The sequence below is a fragment of the Clostridium sp. UBA1056 genome (assembly GCA_002316385.1).
Lineage (GTDB): Bacteria > Bacillota > Clostridia > Clostridiales > Clostridiaceae > Clostridium_J.
This window is the reverse complement of record DCDL01000060.1, coordinates 72,478-92,348: the sequence shown is the minus strand read 5'-3', so window position 1 is coordinate 92,348 and position 19,871 is coordinate 72,478. Positions and strand designations below refer to the sequence as shown.

The 19,871-nt window shown below is 30.6% G+C and carries 18 protein-coding genes, 2 pseudogenes and 1 riboswitch; of the genes and pseudogenes, 1 reads left to right on the top strand and 19 read right to left on the bottom strand.

All coding sequences use genetic code 11. The features are described 5' to 3' along the window. Positions 1-104 precede the first annotated feature (104 nt). The 19 genes and pseudogenes from B3W71_RS16985 to B3W71_RS16895 form a co-directional block, all read right to left on the bottom strand. Positions 105-863 carry a class I SAM-dependent methyltransferase gene (locus B3W71_RS16985; RefSeq protein ID WP_346890120.1) on the bottom strand — a complete coding sequence of 253 codons (759 nt, stop codon included), beginning with the start codon at positions 861-863 and terminating at the stop codon, positions 105-107. Between the two features lie 214 nt (positions 864-1,077). Continuing rightward, a complete protein-coding gene (locus B3W71_RS16980) occupies positions 1,078-1,821 on the bottom strand; it encodes an ABC transporter permease (protein ID WP_346890151.1) in 744 nt (247 codons plus the stop codon). Then, positions 1,808-2,517, bottom strand: a pseudogene (locus tag B3W71_RS16975) (ABC transporter ATP-binding protein). Before B3W71_RS16975 ends, B3W71_RS16980 begins: the two are co-directional and overlap by 14 nt. A 60-nt stretch (positions 2,518-2,577) precedes the next feature. After that, positions 2,578-3,009: pseudogene (locus B3W71_RS16970) on the bottom strand (MerR family transcriptional regulator); the annotation flags it as partial. Positions 3,010-3,242: 233 nt separating this feature from the next. Then, complete coding sequence (locus tag B3W71_RS16965) at positions 3,243-3,554, bottom strand: hypothetical protein (RefSeq protein WP_346886006.1); 312 nt, start codon at positions 3,552-3,554, stop codon at positions 3,243-3,245. A gap of 187 nt (positions 3,555-3,741) precedes the next feature. Further along, positions 3,742-4,140 carry a hypothetical protein gene (locus B3W71_RS16960; RefSeq protein ID WP_346890119.1) on the bottom strand — a complete coding sequence of 133 codons (399 nt, stop codon included), beginning with the start codon at positions 4,138-4,140 and terminating at the stop codon, positions 3,742-3,744. Continuing rightward, positions 4,100-4,663, bottom strand: coding sequence for a GNAT family protein (locus B3W71_RS16955; protein WP_346890118.1), 564 nt, complete (start codon positions 4,661-4,663; stop codon positions 4,100-4,102). Before B3W71_RS16955 ends, B3W71_RS16960 begins: the two co-directional genes overlap by 41 nt. Before the next feature lie 115 nt (positions 4,664-4,778). Continuing rightward, positions 4,779-4,958: a hypothetical protein gene (locus B3W71_RS16950; protein ID WP_346890117.1), complete on the bottom strand. Its 180-nt coding sequence runs from the start codon at positions 4,956-4,958 to the stop codon at positions 4,779-4,781. Positions 4,959-5,229: 271 nt separating this feature from the next. Next, positions 5,230-6,075 carry a GNAT family N-acetyltransferase gene (locus B3W71_RS16945; RefSeq protein ID WP_346890116.1) on the bottom strand — a complete coding sequence of 282 codons (846 nt, stop codon included), beginning with the start codon at positions 6,073-6,075 and terminating at the stop codon, positions 5,230-5,232. A gap of 90 nt (positions 6,076-6,165) precedes the next feature. Continuing rightward, complete coding sequence (locus B3W71_RS16940; RefSeq protein ID WP_346890115.1) at positions 6,166-6,852, bottom strand: inositol phosphorylceramide synthase; 687 nt, start codon at positions 6,850-6,852, stop codon at positions 6,166-6,168. A 457-nt stretch (positions 6,853-7,309) separates the two neighbouring features. Then, complete coding sequence (locus tag B3W71_RS16935; protein WP_346890114.1) at positions 7,310-8,314, bottom strand: oligopeptide/dipeptide ABC transporter ATP-binding protein; 1,005 nt, start codon at positions 8,312-8,314, stop codon at positions 7,310-7,312. Between the two features lie 3 nt (positions 8,315-8,317). Then, positions 8,318-9,292 carry an ABC transporter ATP-binding protein gene (locus B3W71_RS16930; RefSeq protein ID WP_346890113.1) on the bottom strand — a complete coding sequence of 325 codons (975 nt, stop codon included), beginning with the start codon at positions 9,290-9,292 and terminating at the stop codon, positions 8,318-8,320. A gap of 14 nt (positions 9,293-9,306) precedes the next feature. Further along, positions 9,307-10,191, bottom strand: a complete 885-nt coding sequence (opp4C, locus tag B3W71_RS16925; RefSeq protein WP_346890112.1) for an oligopeptide ABC transporter permease — start codon at positions 10,189-10,191, stop codon at positions 9,307-9,309. A 19-nt stretch (positions 10,192-10,210) separates the two neighbouring features. Further along, a complete protein-coding gene (locus tag B3W71_RS16920; RefSeq protein WP_346890111.1) occupies positions 10,211-11,176 on the bottom strand; it encodes an ABC transporter permease in 966 nt (321 codons plus the stop codon). 195 nt (positions 11,177-11,371) lie between these two features. Beyond that, a complete protein-coding gene (locus B3W71_RS16915) occupies positions 11,372-13,054 on the bottom strand; it encodes a peptide-binding protein (protein ID WP_346890110.1) in 1,683 nt (560 codons plus the stop codon). Between the two features lie 722 nt (positions 13,055-13,776). Next, entirely contained in the window at positions 13,777-15,084 is a 1,308-nt protein-coding gene (locus B3W71_RS16910; protein WP_346890109.1) for a Na+/H+ antiporter NhaC family protein, read from the bottom strand. Positions 15,085-15,373: 289 nt separating this feature from the next. Continuing rightward, positions 15,374-15,483, bottom strand: a riboswitch (SAM riboswitch). Positions 15,484-16,051: 568 nt separating this feature from the next. Then, entirely contained in the window at positions 16,052-16,873 is an 822-nt protein-coding gene (locus tag B3W71_RS16905) for a protein-glutamine gamma-glutamyltransferase (protein ID WP_346890108.1), read from the bottom strand. Next, a complete protein-coding gene (locus tag B3W71_RS16900; protein WP_346890107.1) occupies positions 16,870-17,865 on the bottom strand; it encodes a hypothetical protein in 996 nt (331 codons plus the stop codon). Before B3W71_RS16900 ends, B3W71_RS16905 begins: the two co-directional genes overlap by 4 nt. Before the next feature lie 286 nt (positions 17,866-18,151). After that, positions 18,152-18,769: a GNAT family N-acetyltransferase gene (locus tag B3W71_RS16895; protein WP_346890106.1), complete on the bottom strand. Its 618-nt coding sequence runs from the start codon at positions 18,767-18,769 to the stop codon at positions 18,152-18,154. A 111-nt stretch (positions 18,770-18,880) separates the two neighbouring features. Between B3W71_RS16895 and B3W71_RS16890 the strand changes: the two genes are divergently transcribed. Then, a complete protein-coding gene (locus tag B3W71_RS16890) occupies positions 18,881-19,708 on the top strand; it encodes a MerR family DNA-binding transcriptional regulator (protein WP_346890105.1) in 828 nt (275 codons plus the stop codon). Positions 19,709-19,871 lie beyond the last annotated feature (163 nt).

Here is a 19,871-nt window from a genome sequence, read left to right as displayed (position 1 = left end):
TATTTGCTCTTACTTGTGTAATGGCATTATGAGGAACTAAAATCTGTACATACTTATTTTCTATTCATTTAAGCTTAAATTAATTCTTCATAATAATAGTATTTCTATTTAATAGCAACGGCTTCAAAGGTAATGATCTGTTCAGAATTTGATGGATACTGACCAAATTTATAATCTGAAGAAATTACTATATTTTTAAATCCTATACTTTCAAGTATTAGTCTAAACTCTTCTACCCCATACCATCTTAGTGGAAAACGCTCTAATTCAGTTTGTAAAAGTACACCTTCACGCCACTTTTCATATCTCCCATGAGAAATAGTATATTGATTTATATAGTCAATCTCTACAATTTTGTTTTCTAATGTAATTATATCTCCATTAGAACATTCCCAGGTTCTTGTAGTTACTGTACCTATTGAAATATCTGTTTGCAAAAATATATCAACAATTAATCTACCACCATTAGATAAATGATTATAAAAGTTTTGTAATGCTTTTATTGAATATTCTCTTTTATGCAGTAGAAGGAACGTTCCTGTTGGCACTATAATAGCATCATATTTTGTATCTTGTGAAAAAGACTCCATCTTTGCCTCAAAAAGTTTAGGATTCAAAACTCTTTTTTTACAATTATTCTCACATATATTTAACATATCTTTTGAACTGTCAAATCCATCAACATTTAATCCTTTTTCTAAAAGAGGAATTAATATACGACCAGTTCCTGTTCCTGGTTCAAGAATAGGTCCTCTGCATGACTCTAATCTATTCATATAAAATTCTACATCTCCAAAAGAATGACCTATAGGCTTATCCATATCATATACTTCTGAAGATAATCTACTATAATAACTTAGCATCCTTTATCACCTTTCTTCCTTTATTTATTCTAAATATTTATTTTAGGCTATATCATACATCTGTCTTTCACTGATATATGCCTCAACATATTTCCTATAATTCAATGTAACCTCCACCTCCCTTCCTCCATATGGTAATTTTATTATAACAACAACTTTAAGAGGAAGCTGTTCCTGTTTTGCTAAATATTGATAATATAACCCCTCTTTAATTTTATTCCCATTTGAAAAATCTAAGGGCTACCCCTGTACCTATTACTGCAATAGCACTGATTACAATAATAGGTATCATCACACTATCTATCATCAAGTTAAGAGAAGCCGACTTTAGAAGTTTTATTCCCTGTGTTAAGGGTAAAATATCTGCAATTTTTTGAAGTTCTGTTGGCATAATCTCATAAGGTAGCGTTGCTCCTGAAAAAATCAACATAGGAAAATATAATACACTTGCTACAATACTTGCTGTCTTTATATTTGGAGCAATGCCGCCTACCATCATACCTATGCTAAACATTGATACCATTACTAAGAAGTATGAACTTAAAAACTGAAGCCACGAACCTTTAAATTGAAAATCAAAGAAAATCCTTGCTGTAGCATAAACAAGTATAAGGGAAGCAATAGAGTAAAGTGCATAAATAACTACCTGCACCACTAAAATCATAGCAGGACTTATAGGTGTTACCTGAAATCTCTTTAGAATTTTTTTGTGACGATAATCAGATACTACTAAAGGTAATCCCATCACGCCCTCTGCACATATTGCAATGATGGTAATGGCTCCGAATGACTGCTCTAAAAATGTATATTCAGCACCATGAAATGCAGGCTTATTTCCATAAATAATACCACGTAGAATTGTTACAACTATGGGCATACAAGTTACAAATATAAACATCTCCATACCTCGCAGTGACAATTTCAACTCAGTTTTTAGCATTGTTCTAAATACTTTTATCATGAACTTCCTCCTCATCTGCATACCCCAAAAGGGACTGCCTTTAATTGCTTCCTGTACTGTTCCACAGAAAATGCATGTTCCCTTTTTTAGAATACAAATCCTATCCCATAATGTTTCTACCTCATCCATAAAATGAGAGGTCAAAAAAATTGTAAGCCCTTTTTCTTTTAAGTCTAATAAACACTTCCATACATCTCTCCTTGCTTTTGCATCCAACCCTGTTGTCAGTTCATCTAAGAACACAACTTCTGGATTAGAAATTAAAGCAAGTATAATGAATAATCGTTGTTTTTGTCCTCCTGAAAGCTCACTCACTTGGCTTTTACATTTATCCGAAATACCAAATTGTTTTAATAATTCTGTGTACTCTAAAGGGTGTTTGTAAAGAGCCTGTGTAACTTCACAAAGTTCTTCCACTGTTATCTTGTCTTGATAATTTGATTCTTGAAATTGAACTCCAACTCGCTGAAATAATTCTTTTCGATCCCTTTGAGGATTCATTCCTAAAATCGAAATGGATCCATAATCAAATTTCTTTGTACCTAAAATACATTCAATAGTTGTGCTTTTCCCAGCTCCATTTGCACCAAGCAATCCAAACACTTCGCCACGTTTCACTGATAAGCTCACATTATTTATAGCTTGCACATTTCCATATGCTTTGCATAAAGCATCAATTTTAATTGTTTCCATGTCTATAAACCTCCTATTCTTTACTACACAAAAAGAATAACACCAGAAAAAAGTCTGGTGTTAAACTGTAGAGTTCATATTAAGTTTTTCTTGCATTACTTTTAATTGACTTAGAATGCAATTTGCATTTGATTCTGCATTACTTAGTGAAGTAAGAAGCTTATCGCAGGCTGTTACAATATCTTCATCTCTTTGGGGCGTATTAATAACTTCTCGTATATCAATTTCTGAGTTACTGTATGTTGCATTTATCATACGTAAAATTGCTGCAAGTGAGTAATTGGCACATCGCAAAGAACGTATTATCTTCAATATTTGAATATGATTTTTCGTATATATCCTATATCCATTCTGTTTTCTTTTTACAGAAAGTAGTCCATTCATTTCCCAGTTTCTTAACGTATCCATGGTAACTTGAAGATACTCTGCTGTTTGCTTTCTTGTCATAAAAATATCATTTTCTTCACTTTCTATGCCTAAAAGTAGTTTTTTGTAATTTCAATAGCTTATTCTGCGCTTTTATAAATTTATTTAAATATTAAGAGCCGATACTTTGTTTGTATCTGCTCTCTTCTATAGTGTTACACAATATTTTTCTTCTAATTTATTTAGTATTATGTAAATTATGATAGTTTAAGCTATTAAAAATGCCTTAAATCCATAGTGTGTCTTTGAAAAAAGGCACTACAAATTAAGACGCTTTTCTTTTCATTTTTTCTATCCTATTAACCTAAAAATTCAGGGTTTTCTATATAGTCTGAACGAATTGCCTTTTGTAGAATAGTAAAGTCAATTTCATTCTTCAACTCATCCAGGGACAGTGGATATTTTATTCCACAGGTTTCACATTCTATATATTCCTTGGATATCTCTTTTTCTCGATTATCAAATAAAAAGGGCACTGTTTTCGCCCTTTTAGTAGTTTCATCGAAATTTTGCGAATTAATTTTATAGGTATATAAATAAGTTGCTTCCCGTTTAATAATGAAGTTTTCCCCATTACATTTCGGACAAGTTAACGATTTTTTTAAATCCATTAAAAAACTTCCTTCCATATGGTTATCTAAATTCATCTAACTATTTAATAGTATTTGAAATAATATGATAACTATTCATAAAAGGTATATAAAAAAGCAAAGGGGTTATTTTTTAAATGGTAAAGGAAAAATCTTAAGGATGTTGTCCAAGCTAATAGTGGACAAGTAACAAGTATTGTTATGCAATTTAAAGAACACACTGACGATTATGTATGAAACTTAATGCTTTATTTAATTTATCAGGCAAGTCTTGTGGAACAGCATGTCCTATTCCTTTATTAACATAGAATTCATATGGGAGATCAACTTCTTCAAATACTTTAATCATTTCTTCTTGCTCTTCCAATGGTATTAAAATTTCTCCTTCCATAAATATACCCCTAACCCCTCTTTCAGCTGCAAGCTTAACATTCTCCTTCGTAAATGATTCTGGAAAATCTGGACCCATGGCAATAAATCCTTTTATAGGAATAACATTAGCAAATGTAATATCTAAAGATGTTATTGCTCCCCCAGAAAATCCTCCAATTATTACACACTCCTCATCAATGGAATATTCTTGTAATACAATATAACACCAAATCAACAACACCTCTACACTTCCAAAAATATCCTTGTCTTATTGTCCCTTCCTCTATAAAATTGTTTCTTAAAAGTACATTGCGAGATTTCACATTTTCTGGTATTACAAAAGCCTGAATTCTATTTACGTCAATTTCATTAAAAAGAAAATTCAAAAGCAACTTTGTAGTTTTAGTTGCTATACCTTTCCCCCAATAATTATAATTCAATGTATATCCTATAGTAACATAACTAACTTTTGAATCAAAATCAAAAATTTCAGCTACACCAATCATTTTATTATTCTCTTCTTTAGAATATATTCCAAGATTAATTATTTGTCTTTTTAAAAAATCTCTTTCATGATGTCCTATTATGTTTTTAACTGCAGAAGCCGTTTTTCTAGGCTCTCCTGGTTTATATTGGTACAGTCTCTCATCCATATTTATTTCTACATAATCATTTAAATCATATTTTTCAATTTGCTTTAGTAGAATTTCTTCGCTTTCGATTTTGGGATAACGTTCAAACAACTTATTAAAATTCACCTTGTGTTCCTCCTTGTATAATCGTTTATCCAATAACTCCATCTATTTAATAACAATACATGGAAGTATTTCTTTAACAATCATATCTCCAAAGATATCATCACAACTTAATTCTTTATCTCTCATTCCTATTAATCCAAACAAAAGTAACTAAACTATTTTCTAAATCACCATCTATTTTCTCTATTAACGGAGCATTATCTTTCTCAATGTTATTCCAAAACACTTGTACAACTTCAGTGTTTCCTAATTCAATCTTTTCTTTGAATCTCATAATTACTGAACTTTCTAGCATTGTTCTTTCCGTATTCTTACACTCATCTACTTCTTATAACTCTCTATATATAAATAGCTCCCTTTTCATCTATATATAAACCAAAGTACATGTTAAACTTATTAGCCATCAAAGCTACTCCATTGCCTATAACATCAGTTGTATGCATGCTTAAAATCCTCTTGATATATGTTTCTATAGCTTACTTATTGCTCAATATGCACATGCTATAGTACCACAATATATTACCCGAGTTGTAGAGCCAACCTTATGCTATTTCAGATCAATAAAATTATATCTTCAAAAGCATTTCATACTGACCAACACTATATTCAAAACCTAATTTGAGTAAAAAATCTTTAGTAAATTTAGATTCATCATCTACATTAAGAACGCTGATTTTATATGATTCTGTATTTTTTATCATATCTGTCATTATACTTCTTGCAATTCCATTTCCTCTATAATCCTTATTTACTGCTATTTGGGGAATATCTCCTGTTCTTTTATCAATAATGCCATAGCCAACAATGGTATTATCAAAACGTACAATAGAATATAGGAATGCTTCTGGTATAGCGCTAATAGAATCAATAGAATTCTGCCAAGATGGCTTAAAATCCCAAAATTCTGTTAATTGTCTTAAGTTAATTCTGTCAACATGTTCAACCTTATAGGTTGTTATTGGGTTATATTTATTTTTATCTAGTTGAAAACATTGGAACTCTCTTTGAATCTCAAAGCCTTGTTTTTTATAAAGTTCAACTGCAGATGTATTAGATTTAATTACTTCAAGCAAATATTGCTCCACTTGCTTTTGTTTAAGTGCTTCTTTGATATTTAGAAGCATATTGCTTGTGATACCTTGTCTTCTATATTCAGCTGTAACGCCTGTACCAAGGTCATATACTGTTGATTTTTCATTCCAATTTCGAAATCCATTTAAAACGAATCCAACTAACATTTCATTTTTAAATGCACCTATGGACATTTCGGGGTTATACCCTCTTCTTTGAAGCATTTGTTTAAACTTCCAAATGGGCAAATCCATCTTAACTTGATAATCAGAAAATGCATCTAAAAATGTTTTATGAAGTGTTTCAGTACTTGTTTTATCTAATATTTTATAACTAAACATTTATTATCTTCTCCTTTCCATTACATCATCTTTTAGTTCGCGATAAATTTGTCAATATTCTTCAAAATATATTCCCCTTTCTCCTAAGACTTATTTAAAAGCTTCTATCTTATCATTATTGCTTTTATTTTTAATAAATTCCCTTAAGTAATTTGTATTGTAAAATAAATATTCTATAAACTTATAAACAGCCTCCACTAAAACTAACCCAGCTAACAAATCTATAATTACATGTTGTTTTACAAATTGAGTTGAGACTATAACTAACCTTCCAACTACATTAAATCCAATCTTATATTTTACTGGCATATTTTTAAGCTTATTTATCCCCTTTAAAGCTGAAAAGGTTGCTGCTACATGAATACTAGGAAAACAATTATAAGGGTTGTCCCTACAATAAATAAACTTAACAAAATTGCACAGCAAATCATCATGAACTATTATCGGCCTTGAAACATAGGTTTGAAAATTCAAATAAATTATAAGACAAATACAATTAACTATATTTAAAGTTAAAAGTGAAATGAAATATCTTTCCTCATCACAATAACACATTATTATAAGTGAGATTATTAAATTTGGCATATACATCATATATGGAATAATGAATACACTTACAAAAGGAATTAAATCATCTATTTCTGTATATAACGAATGTAATTTTTGATTCTGAGAATGGTTTATAAGAAAATAGCATATACTAATTATTCCAATGGAAAATATCCATAAATATGGTTTTATAGTTTTGACATTATATTTTTCTAGTAACCACTTCACAAATTTCACCTTCCATACGAAAATATTATATATTAATATTATAATATTTGTATTTTTTTCTTTTGTCTACCATAATCTTTCGCAATCTATCAGATATTTAACTATAAAATCTTCCCTTTTATTGCATTCATAAACAGATTTCTTAGCTTCTTCGAAGCTTAGAAATCGTTATCCAGGGACGTAGCAGCTCTTTGCTCCCACTTTGAAGAAGATGGGAGTATTAGAGCTGGTAATCATTGGATAAAATTGACAAAAACCTTCAAACCCGCATGAACAGAACAACTAGTTTACTAGTTTTATAGTTTTATAGTTAAATATATCCCTATTTCTCTATGTAAATATTTATATAGAGAAATAGGGATATTTATCTTTTAAATTGGTCATATTATAACTTTTTATCATCGTCTATGCATTACCATCACTATGATTTCATTTTAATGAAAGTTAGATTTTTAGATTAAATGCTATTATAATTATGGCAAGCCACTAAGTGATTTGGTGAAACCTCTACAAGCTCTGGTATTTCTTCCTTACATCTATCCGTTGCATATTTGCATCTAGTGTTAAATTTACAACCTGAAGGAATTTTTCCTTCACTAGGTATACTCCCTTTTAGTAGAACCCTGTTATTCTCTTGAAGTGGATGACTAATGGGCATTGAAGATATTAATACTTTTGTATAAGGATGAAGAGGATGATTATAAATCTCCCCGGAAGATCCCCTCTCTACTATTACTCCTAAATACATTACACATATTTCATCACAAAAATATCTTACAACACTTAAATTATGAGATATAAATAAATAGGTTAAAGAAAGGTCTTCTTTTAAATCTAACATTAAATTTAGAATTTGTGATTGAATTGACACATCTAAAGCTGCTGTAGGCTCATCACAAACAATAAATTGTGGACTTAGAGATAGTGCTCTTGCAATACCAATCCTTTGTCTTTGTCCTCCACTAAATTCATGGGGATATCTATTTAAACAAGTTTTATCCATTCCGCAAAGATTTAAAAGACTTTCACACCTTTCCTTTATTTCTGCCTTACTTCCCATTTTATGTTTCACCATTCCCTCAGAAACAATTGATTCTATGTTCTTCCTTGGATTTAATGATGAGTATGGATCTTGAAATATTAACTGCATATCTTTTCTTATTTCATTCATTCTTTTTTTAGGTATATAAGTATTTTTCTCTACATTAAATATAGTTTCATCATTAAACTTAACACTTCCCCCTGTGGGTTCTATCAAGTTTAATATGGTTTTTCCTACCGTTGATTTACCACAGCCTGATTCTCCAACTAAGCCCATTATTTTAGTTTTATGTATTTTAAAGGACACTCCATCCACTGATTTTGTATAGGATTTAATATTAGAAAAAAGTTCATTTTTTAATGGAAAGTACTTTTTCAGATCCTTTACCTCTAATAAAATATCTTTATTATTTTCCTTCATCAGCTATAGTCCTCCTTTAACATCATTAAATAACCAACAGCAAACCTTATGGCCATCTTTTAATTCTTTTGTACAAGGCTCTTTTTCTCTACATATATCCATAGCCTGTGAACATCTAGATACATAAGGACAACCTTCAATATTTTCATATAAACTTGGTACATTTCCACTAATAGTATTAAACCTTCCATTAAAATTATCAGGCATTGAGTTAATTAATCCCTTAGAATATGGATGCATAGGGTTATCAAAAAACTCTAATACAGTACATTCTTCTAATATTTTTCCTCTGTACATGACAACAACTCTTTGGGCAAGTTCTGCTATAATTCCTAAATCATGAGTAATAAACATAATTGAAGTTTCACTTCTCTTAGTAATATCCTTTAGTAGTGATAATATTTCCCCTTGGGTTGTAACATCAAGGGCAGTGGTTGGTTCATCAGCAATAATAATCTTAGGATTATTTGCAATTGCCATAGCTATCATAATTCTTTGGCGCATACCCCCACTTAGTTGGAAGGGATATTTATTAATAACTTCTTCAGGGCTTGCAATATTTAGCTGTTCTAAAATCTTAATAATTTCTTTTTTATTGTCCTTTTTGGGCTCTTTACTATGTATCTTATAAACTTCATTTATTTGTTTATAAACCGTAAATACAGGATTTAAAGATGTCATTGGTTCCTGAAAAATCATAGAAATTTTACTTCCTCTAATTTTACACATTTCTTTATCCTTAAGTTTAAGAATATCCTTATCTTCAAAAATAATCTCTCCTGACTCAATCTTTCCATGAGGACCTTCAATTAAATTCATAACGGATAAGGAGGTAACACTCTTTCCACTTCCTGACTCTCCAACAATCCCTAAGACCTCACCTTTTTTAAGGGAAAAACTAACATTGTCTACTGCATTAACCTTTCCAAACATAGTTTTAAAGCTTACTTTTAAATTTTTTACTTGTAATATGTCCATGGAATCCTCCTTCACTAAGCCTTAATCTTTGGGTCTAAGGCATCTCTAAGTCCATCCCCTACAAAGTTAATAGATAATACTATTAGTATCACCATAACTCCTGCTGGAATCCACAGCCACCATTCCTTCTGTAAAACGGCCATGTTCTGTGCTGAAACAAGCATATTTCCCCAACTAGGCTGAGGTAGTTTTACTCCCATTCCCAAGAAACTTAAGGAAGCTTCTGTTAAAATCCCATTTGCAATGGAAAGAGTAGCTGCCACCAGTATTGGAGACATAACATTAGGTAATAAATGCTTAACTATTATCTCTCTCCTATTTAAACCTAGTAACCTAGCAGCCATGATATACTCCTCTTCCTTTAAAGATAATATCTCAGCTCGAACAATTCTTGCAATGTTTGGCCACATTAAAACTCCAATGATAAATATTAAATTATAGACACTTGGACCTACAATTGCAGCTATGGATATTGCAATAACAAAGAATGGGAAACACATTATAATATCAATAATTCTCATAATTATTTTATCTATAATTCCTCCATAAAAACCTGCAATTGCTCCTAATGTAACTCCAATGACAAGCTGAACTACCATGGATGTAACTCCAACTAAAATTGATACCCTTCCACCATATAATAATCTAGCAAATACATCTCTTCCCACCTCATCTGTTCCTAGTATATGCTCAGTACTAGGTGCAGAACGTATATTATATAAATCCGTTGCACTTATATCATATTTAGTTAAGAAAGGAGCTAAAATAGAGATTAGTATTAGAGTTATAATTATAATAAGACCCATTAGGGCTAATTTATTCTTCATAAATTTCTTCATTGATATATTGTTTAAAGAGTTTAAGTTTTTTAACCTATCTTCATCTTTTTTTAAAAACATTTATTTTTTCTCCTTTCAATTAATCTACTACCCTTATTCTTGGATCTACCACAGCATATAAAAGGTCTGCAAGTAAGTTAGATAAAACTATAATTACAGCCAATAGCATAGTTATCCCCATAATTAAAGGATAATCTCTATTTAGTATAGCTTCATAATTTAACATCCCAATTCCCGGCCATACAAAAACTGTTTCTGTAATTAATGCTCCAGAAAACATGGCAGGAATTTGCATACATATAACAGTAACAATGGATATTAATGAATTTCTAAATCCATGGGTCCAGATAGTTTTATTTCTACTTAAACCCTTTGCTCTTGCCGTTCTTATATAATCTTTGCTCATAACCTCTAGCATAGATGATCTTGTGTATCTAAGTAAGGATGCTGCTTGAGTTATCGACAGTACTATGACAAGCATAATCATATGTTTTCCTACATCCATAATTTTTTTAATACCTGTATAATTTTCTCCCAATGTCATCATTCCTGAGGCTGGAAGAACCCCTAAATCAAAAGCTAACCACTTTACCAGTAATAATCCTAGAAAGAATGTTGGTACAGAAACTCCAACAAAGGATACAAAAGTGAAACCATAATCTAGAATGGATTTAGGCTTAGATGCAGACAAAACTCCAATGAGTATTGCAATAAAAGTACTTATAACCAGGGAAATAACTGAAATTAAAAGTGTATTTCCAAGACGTGACATAATTATATTAAAAACAGGGGTTTTATAATTAATAGAATATCCAAAATCTCCAGTAATAGCTCTCCCTACCCACTTAACATATTTAACTGGAATAGGATCATAATATCCTAACTTTTCTAGCTTCTGTTCAATTACTTGTGGAGAAACCGATGGATCAATCATTGTTGAATAAGGATTTCCAGGTTGCATATGAACCAATGTGAAAACAATTATAGAAACCCCAAATAGAACAGTTATAGCAGATCCAATTCTTTTTAGCATAAACTTCAACATAAGTATTTTCTCCTTTTTATCTATAAGCATTTTAAAGGGGCTGCATCAAAAATATTGACCTATGTTTTATCCTAATGTTGAATTAACCTTAAATACTATTGATTCACTGCAATAATATAATGGCTATTTCAACGTGGGTTTAAAACATACTCTACTTTGAGGCATCCCCTTGAATCATATTTTACTATAACTTGATTATTCTATAACCCAGTTATGTATGTTATTAAAGTTATTAAAAGTAGATGGCTCATATCCCTTTAATTTTCCATTGTACATCATTTCATTTTTTTGTAAAAATAGATATACTTGAGCCACATCTTCATTTAGAATTTTACCAATTTCTTCATAGTAACCTTGACGTTCTTCCTGATTTAAAGTACTAAGACCTTTTTCAATTAATTCATCAACTTTATCATTTTTATAAGATACTATGTTATATCCTTCAACACCCTTCTCATCTGTAGCTGCACTTGAATGCCAGAATGGTTTTGGATCTGGATCTAGAGATAAAGTATTACCCATCATATATAAATCAAATTCATGATTTGAAACAACTTCATCCATTAATGTAGAGAATTCCATAGTTAATATCTCTATTTCTACACCAATTTGTTTTAAGCTTTCTTGGATAATAACAGCACTTTGCTCTCTTGTTTTAGATCCTACAGGACATTTTAATGTAAGATGCATTTTTTCTCTAGCTGCATTTTCAACAACACCATCATTATTTCTATCTTCCCAACCTGCTTCTTTTAATAAGTTCTTAGCAGTATCTATATTAAAAGCATAATCCTTTATATCAGAAGCTTTTGGATATCCCCAACGATTTGGAAGCATTGGAGTATTTACAACTTCTCCTCTTCCTTCTAACAATTTATCAACCATTAAGTTTCTATCTATAGCATACATAAATGCTTGTCTTACTTTTACATCTTGGAATATAGGTAATCTTAAGTTTATACCCATATATTGGAACATAAAATCTGAGAACTCTACACTTTTAAGTCCTTCTGTCTTTAACCCTTCAATATCACTTTTTCTCATATCCTTCACACTAGCAATATCAATATTACCACTTTTTAACTCAGCTTGAATTGTATCTGGATTTACAACTTTAAAGATTAATTTAGAAGTCTTAGGTTTACCTTCAAAGAAATCCTCTGCTGCTTCAAATTCTACATATTGGCCTGATTCAAACTTAGTTACTTTATATGGTCCACATCCTACAGGATTATTAAGAGCTGCTGTTTCTTTCTCCCAATTCTCAATAGGAATTTGTGACCAAATATGTTTAGGAATGATTCCTAAAGTACTTAAATTTGTTAGTGCTGGTGCATAAGTTTCTTCAAACTCAATGGTAATAGTTGTATCATCCTCAACCTTAATACCTTCTATTGAATCTGATTTTCCCTCATGATAAGCTTTAGCACCTTTAATTTTTTCAACGTCATCATAGTTGTTACCAGTGTATTTTCCATTAGCCATGGATTGTAAAGTGAATGCCATATCTTCTGCTGTAACAGGTTTTCCATCATGCCATTTTGCATTAGATTTCAATTTGAAAGTTATTATTTTTTGATCTTCAGAAATTAAATAGTCCTCTGCTAAATAATTCTTTAAATCACCTTTATCATCAACGTTCATTAAAGATGCATATACAACACTATTAACATTTCCATCATATCTAGTGCTAGATAACAAAGGATTAAATACTCCTGTAGGTGCAGTATCTAATGCATAAACAATCTTATCCTTAGATGTGCTTTGTTCTTGTGCTCCACTTGAGCTTTCATTTGAACTACCTTTAGCACCACACCCAACCAGCATGGTTAAAGTCAAAACTGCTGCTGTGATAATACTAATTATTTTTTTCTTCATAATTTATTTTCCCCTATCTATATGTATTTTTTAACATACATGTATTTTAAAAAATATATATGTTTTAATTGATCATTGAAATTGTTTTCAATTCTATATGCATTTTACTTAACTATATCTGTCATAGTTAAAATATCTATTTCCGATAAAATTAGTCCGAGGTTATTACTTGTTGAAATGTGTATTTTTATGAACTTTAATGTAACTTTAAGTTAAAAACCTATTTCAGTTTATCATGAAACAAAATTTTACACACCATATATTTAAATTTTCCATGAATACTCCTTCATGTATTATTTTTTCTAATAGACTCTTTTCTGTTTATTTCAGTTGTCACTATATAAGAAGTAAAAACTATTCTATACACTTGATACATTTATATATAATTTTTTATATCATCTACACAAAACCTATACTTTTGCGTATTTGTTCAACCCCCTAAAAAAACTGTTCCTGTTTTGCTAAGTATTTATAATAAAATATGATTGCATCTCGTAAACTAAGCTTTTATCATATACTTCTATGATGACATTGACTGTCAGTATGAATTATAAAACTAATTTATCCTATAAAAAAAGCCTAAGGTTTACCTTAAGCTTATTTCTATAATTATAAAAATATTGTATTATTGATGTCTTTATAAATTTATACATTCAACAATATATTCATCACTAGCATAAAATCTAGCCATTAATCAGTGATATTTTCAAATTTTAATACTTTTATAGCTTCTGTTTGATTTTTAGTTTTAAGTAAGGTATAAATACAATTGCTATAAGTGCACTTATCCCCATTAAATATGGGTAATAAAGATATTTCATTATGCTAAATGGTGACAATTTAGCTAATGCTGATGCTGATAAAAGCTGAGCACCATAAGGAATAATTCCTTGAGCCACACAAGAAAACATATCTAATATACCCGCTACTCTTTTAGGTTCAATATCATATTGATTCGATATATCTTTAGCAATAGGTCCTACAGTAACTATAGCTATAGTGTTGTTAGCTGTACATATATCAACTAAACTAACTAATGTGGCAATTCCAACTTCTGCTCCTATTTTACTGTTAACTCTTTTTTTAATAAATCCTAGTATAAACTCAATTCCCCCATTGAATTTTATAATTTCAACCATTCCCCCAATTATGATTGAAATTATTACAAGCTCAGACATTCCACCAATTCCTTTGCCTATAGCCTGCAATAGACCTATTATATCAAATGCCCCCGTAAATATTCCTATGCTTCCTGCAAATAAGATTCCACCAACTAGCACCACTAACACATTAACCCCTAAAAGAGCCCCTAGTAATACTCCTACATAAGGTAAAACTTTAACTAAACTATATGAATAATCTGCTACTACCTTAGAGTCTTGTCCCAGTGTTATAAAAGTAAATATTAAAGTTGTTATTATTGCTGCTGGCAATACAACTATAAAATTCATTCTAAATTTATCTCTCATCTCACAGCCTTGAGTCCTCGTAGCTGCTATAGTGGTATCAGAGATCATAGAAAGGTTGTCCCCAAACATTGCTCCACTAACAACAGCTCCAACCACTAAAGCTATAGGTATACCTGTCTTAGCCGCAATTCCAGTAGCTATAGGAACTAATGCTACTATTGTTCCCATGGATGTACCTATAGATATTGCTATAAAACATGCAATTATAAAAACCCCTGATACTAGTATGTTACTTGGTAAAAATGTTAGTCCTAAATTAACAGTAGATTCTACAGCCCCCATAGTTTTAGCAACTTCTGCAAAAGCCCCTGCCAGTATAAATATAAGACACATTAAAATAATGTTGGGTTCTCCTGCTCCCTTGCAGAATACATCTAACTTTTTATCTAGTGATACTTCTCTATTCATAAATAATGCTACCAATGCCGCTAATAAAAATGGTACAGTTACAGGCATAGCATAAAAATCCTTTGTAACTAAAGATATCCCCATAAAAACTACTATAAAAATAAATAATGGTAACAAAGCAATAGCACTGCCCTTTTTCAAGTTATCTTTCATTTCTTCCTCCTTAGTTTAATTAATACTTTAATTCTTTATATAAGATTTAGTGATCTTAGGCATCTAAAAATAAATAATAAGTCAAAGANNAAGTATATTTTGAGTTAGACAAGGAAACAGGTTCCTTAGATAGTAGCACTATCTAAGGGTTTTGTTGACGCAGTGTAACACAAAATTGACGAGTATTCTGACTTATTTATTTTTTGAAGATACCTTAAATGGATTATCTGGAAATAAAAAAACTTCCTGCCTTACCTAAAAGATAATGCAAGAAGTTATGTTCTTCCGATTCTTATCTTCCAGGTTAATCCTGCTGGATTTAGCACCATAAAGTTTAAAATAACTACCTTTGGTTGCCGGGCTTCATAGGGCCAGTCCCTCAGCCTCTCTTGATAAGATACTATATTCTATTATTAAATTCTTAATAAGAATAGCATTTGTTTATTATTATGTCAATATAATTTATCAAAAGCATTTTAACCCATATTTTATCAAGTAAATGCTCAATTTCTTTTTCTCTTTATTTTTGAACCTCTTCTTTATTATTAATTAACCCAAATTATTCATCAAATTTATTTATTAGTGCCTATTTTGAAGATTATGGCATTCTAAGTAGGCTTGGTGACTATTTTTTGTTTCAATTCAGAATTTCTATATACAAATAGTTTGATATATAACTATTTCTCTTTGTAAATATTTATATATCAAGCTAGATCATCTATACTTTTCCTTTTTCATTATTAAAAAGCTCACAGACAAAGTCTGTGAGCCGTGAAATCAAAACTTTATTTAACCTAAGTCAATTCTTTTTTATAAAAGGTAGAGGTTTATTGTTTAGTTACATTTACTAGCCTCACAACAGTTTCGATATGAGGCTTATCCTGTAATTTGAAATTAAAATATATTAATATAAATAAAGATGGATACTTATGATACATCCTGGACTTGGCTAACTTATTGTTTCTTTTCAATAATATATATTGTTTCGATAGCTTCTATGAATATCTCTACACCTCTTTATTTGCATTGTAGAAATAAAACTATCATATTTATCAAATATTTGCTTAGAATTTAACCGCGTTGCAGAGTCTGTTAAAAAAGCCGATTCTGTAGCTCCTCTTTTCCTATTCTCATTTAATGCTCTTATTATTCCATTAGCACTTTTTATACCTATACCATGACCAAAATAAGTTCCATTACCTAAATTAATAACATTTTCTCCCTGCCATTCAGGTGTTGCCGGGTTTACATCAGGATTTTTAAAATATTGACAATCTCCAGGGAGGAACTCTGTTACATTGTCATATTGTTCTATATAAAGGTTTTCATTTATATATTGCCAATCTAATAAATATATACTTGGAAACATTTCATTAAAAAGTTCTTCAGGAAGTATGTTAACAAGTGCCCTATAATAAATAATAACTATTGCAGTGGCACATTCAGTGCCATATTCTGAACTATTAATAAAGATATCCTTTATAGCATCAGATGGCTTTACACCTTCTTTTAATAAAAAACCACCTTCATCAGTACGCTGCCAGTAATCTGTATTACATTTTGATTCACGGAAGGTTGTAAAGCTCATATCATTTCCATCTAATTCCCTAGCTGCTCCAACAATATTTGCTCGTAGTTTTATGGCAAAATTTAATTGATTTAATGAGTCATATCTATAAACATCTTTACTTGATGCTAACTGCTCGACAATCTTTCTTTCAAGGCTATTTGGTGGATACTCAGCAACAATTTTATCTCTGGTAACTATATTACCTGAAATTATACTCATCGTATTCCTCCTATTCTAGCAAATTTTATTTGTTCCTCTATTGGATACTCTAGCCACTCCTGCCACTTACATATGTTATTATGATGTAACATAACAGAAAACTCTGAAAGTAATTTTTGAGTATTCTTATCTAAACTTTTAAACTCATCTATCAATTTAAACTCTTTTTCGCTTAAAGTTCTTAATATTTTCCCTGTGTCAATTGATATCGGTTCACATAAATACTTTGCTTCTAAAACTACCCTATAAATTACAGGGTTTTTGGTTTGTTGAAAGCTTTCCCCTGTGAAGCGCAGAAACAGATTATTTTTTCCGAACCAATCAAGAAAAGACAGGTATTGTTTTTTGATATCTACGTTTTCTCGTATACCTATGCCTGGCACAAAACTCAAAAGCTCCTGTGCTAATTCAACATCTTTCAACTCTTTTGATTGTAATCTTTCTGAAATAATGCTTAAACTTCTAGGATCGCGTGATTCAAAAAAAGCCCAAGCTAAATCATGTATTAGTAATCCTTGTTTATATCTCCTAAAAATCATTTCTGATATTATCGGCAGTACCGTTTTATCCCTATATATTTTTATTAGGAATATTGCAGTTATATCTAAAACTTCATCATATTGATCATTCAATCCATCTTTATTGCACCCTGTTTCTAGCATCCACTTTAAAACAGAATGAACTGCTTGTATATCGCCGAAGGAAAGATATTCAACATCTGAAATATTCTTTTTACTTAATAATATTTCACTTGTAATTCTCAAAGCAATTCTATTTCGTATATTTAACTTCTGAAAAAGCTTTAGTTCTTCAATTTCATGTTTAAGCACAAAAAGTGAAGTAAAATGCAAGTTTTCATCATTAATTAAGTTTAGAGCTTCTTTCTCATTGGCTTTGGATAGTTGATAAAAAAAGGATTTAATACTATCCTCTCCACTATCATCCATTCTTTTATCTAAGAGATTTATGGTGTTTAAATCATAGATATACACATATTCTCCTCCTTCATTTTTATAGTGCTAAACCATATCACTATTTACACTTGCTAGAAATTATAATTTACTAGCTGAAATGATTCTTATATCTTACCACTTACAAAACATTTGAATATCTAGGTCTGAGAATCTTATGATGTGCTCCATTTTTATTACATACATAAATATATATGCCACCATTTTAAGAAAAATCACTGTTTTACTTATTTTCAACAAACCTTACCAAACTAGGCATAACAAACCGCAGTATTTTTTACTTTTTTCTTAATATCTTTCTTTACCACTACTCATGACTATAAGCCTTCTGCATTATAGTCCATCGAGATTCTCCAACAAAGTATCCCTTTAAGCGGCTTTTTGTCTTTTTTACATCCTCAAAACCAAATCTACAATAAAGGTGTTTTGCAGGATTCGCCCCCGCAACTGCCAATGTATAGGATGTATATCCTCTATCTAATAATGCCTGCTCTCCATACTGAAGAAGTAACATGCCAATTCCTTTTCCACGACATGTTCCATCAACCGCAATATGTTCTATATAGCATTCTCCTTCATTTAGTTTGTGAGCTTCTAACAGTGCCATTTTGGTACACATCATTATAATATTGTAGACACCATATCGTTTACATAGCGATATAATAGGAATGTTTTCATTTGTATTTTCTGTTTTTCTACGACGTATTAGAATTACGCCAACTACCTTTTCATTTTGTTTAGCTACAAAATGAAGATACGCGGGATCATCCGCTTTGAGATGCCAAGAGGTGTATAAAATATTTTCTATATCATTATTGCTTAGCTTTTGATGTTGGCAAAACTTGCTTTTAAAAGATTGTACTAATAAAGCAATTACATCTCTGAAATCGGTATTTTGATACTTCTCAATATAAACATTGTCCATAAGCATATTGCCCCTTTACAAATTAGATTTTTTCAGTTACTATACTTAAAATAAACCATTGAGTTGCTCAATGGTCAATGGCTGTTGTTAAATTTTTTTAAGGAGGATAAAATGCAGGGATTACTACGGATTGGACAAGTAAGTAAATTGTATGGTGTATCACTTGATACTTTACGTCACTACGACCGAAAGGGATTGTTAAAGCCAATTGTTGATTCTCAAAATGATTATCGCTACTATTCCTTAGAACATCTTGATATCCTAGAAATGATTTTAGTTGGAAAATATATAAAAATACCCCTAGATCAAATGAAAGAAAAAATAGATTCGGAAAGTATTGATGGATATCTATCAATGGTAAAAGAACAAAAGGAACGTATAAACGAAGAAAAAAGGTTATTAAATCAACTTGATCAATATGCTAAGGATATGTTAGAGATGCTTACGACTATTTCTAGATTTAAAAACGATCACACATTTTCTACTGCTTCAGTTTGTAAAGAAATTGATATTACCATCTATAGAATAGATTTGGGAACATTACTGCAGGAAGACGCTAAATCACAGCAAACAGAAGGGATAGAATCTTTGGAGCAATGGGCTTTCTATCATGGTAATCTGGATGGAAAAATAGTAGAGAATGATGAGGTAATTGGTTTCTCATTTCCTAGCGGTACAATAAATACAACTATACTTCAAAAGCAATTTATGTTTGCAGCTGAACATAACGTTGTGGCTCAACATCATGTAACAGGCCATTATGCCAATATTATGTTCTGGGGTATAAAAAAGAATTTAATGGAATATCTGTATAAATTATGCCGTCATTTTGGCTTGCATGGTTCTACCCTATTAGTAAAATACAAGTTTGCGCTACTTCATAAAAGTATGGAACACGAATATTTTGTAGAAATATATTTTCCCCAAAACCCAGTTTGAGAACCAACCCATTCTCTAGACCAGAGAGAGTAAACATATAGACACAGAAAAGAGGCTGTGTTTGGAACTGTCAACAAAAAGTAGACACAAAGTTAAGTTTTTCTCTTAAATTTGTGTCTAATTTATTTTACCATGTCCAAAATTGTTCGGTAAAAATATGTTC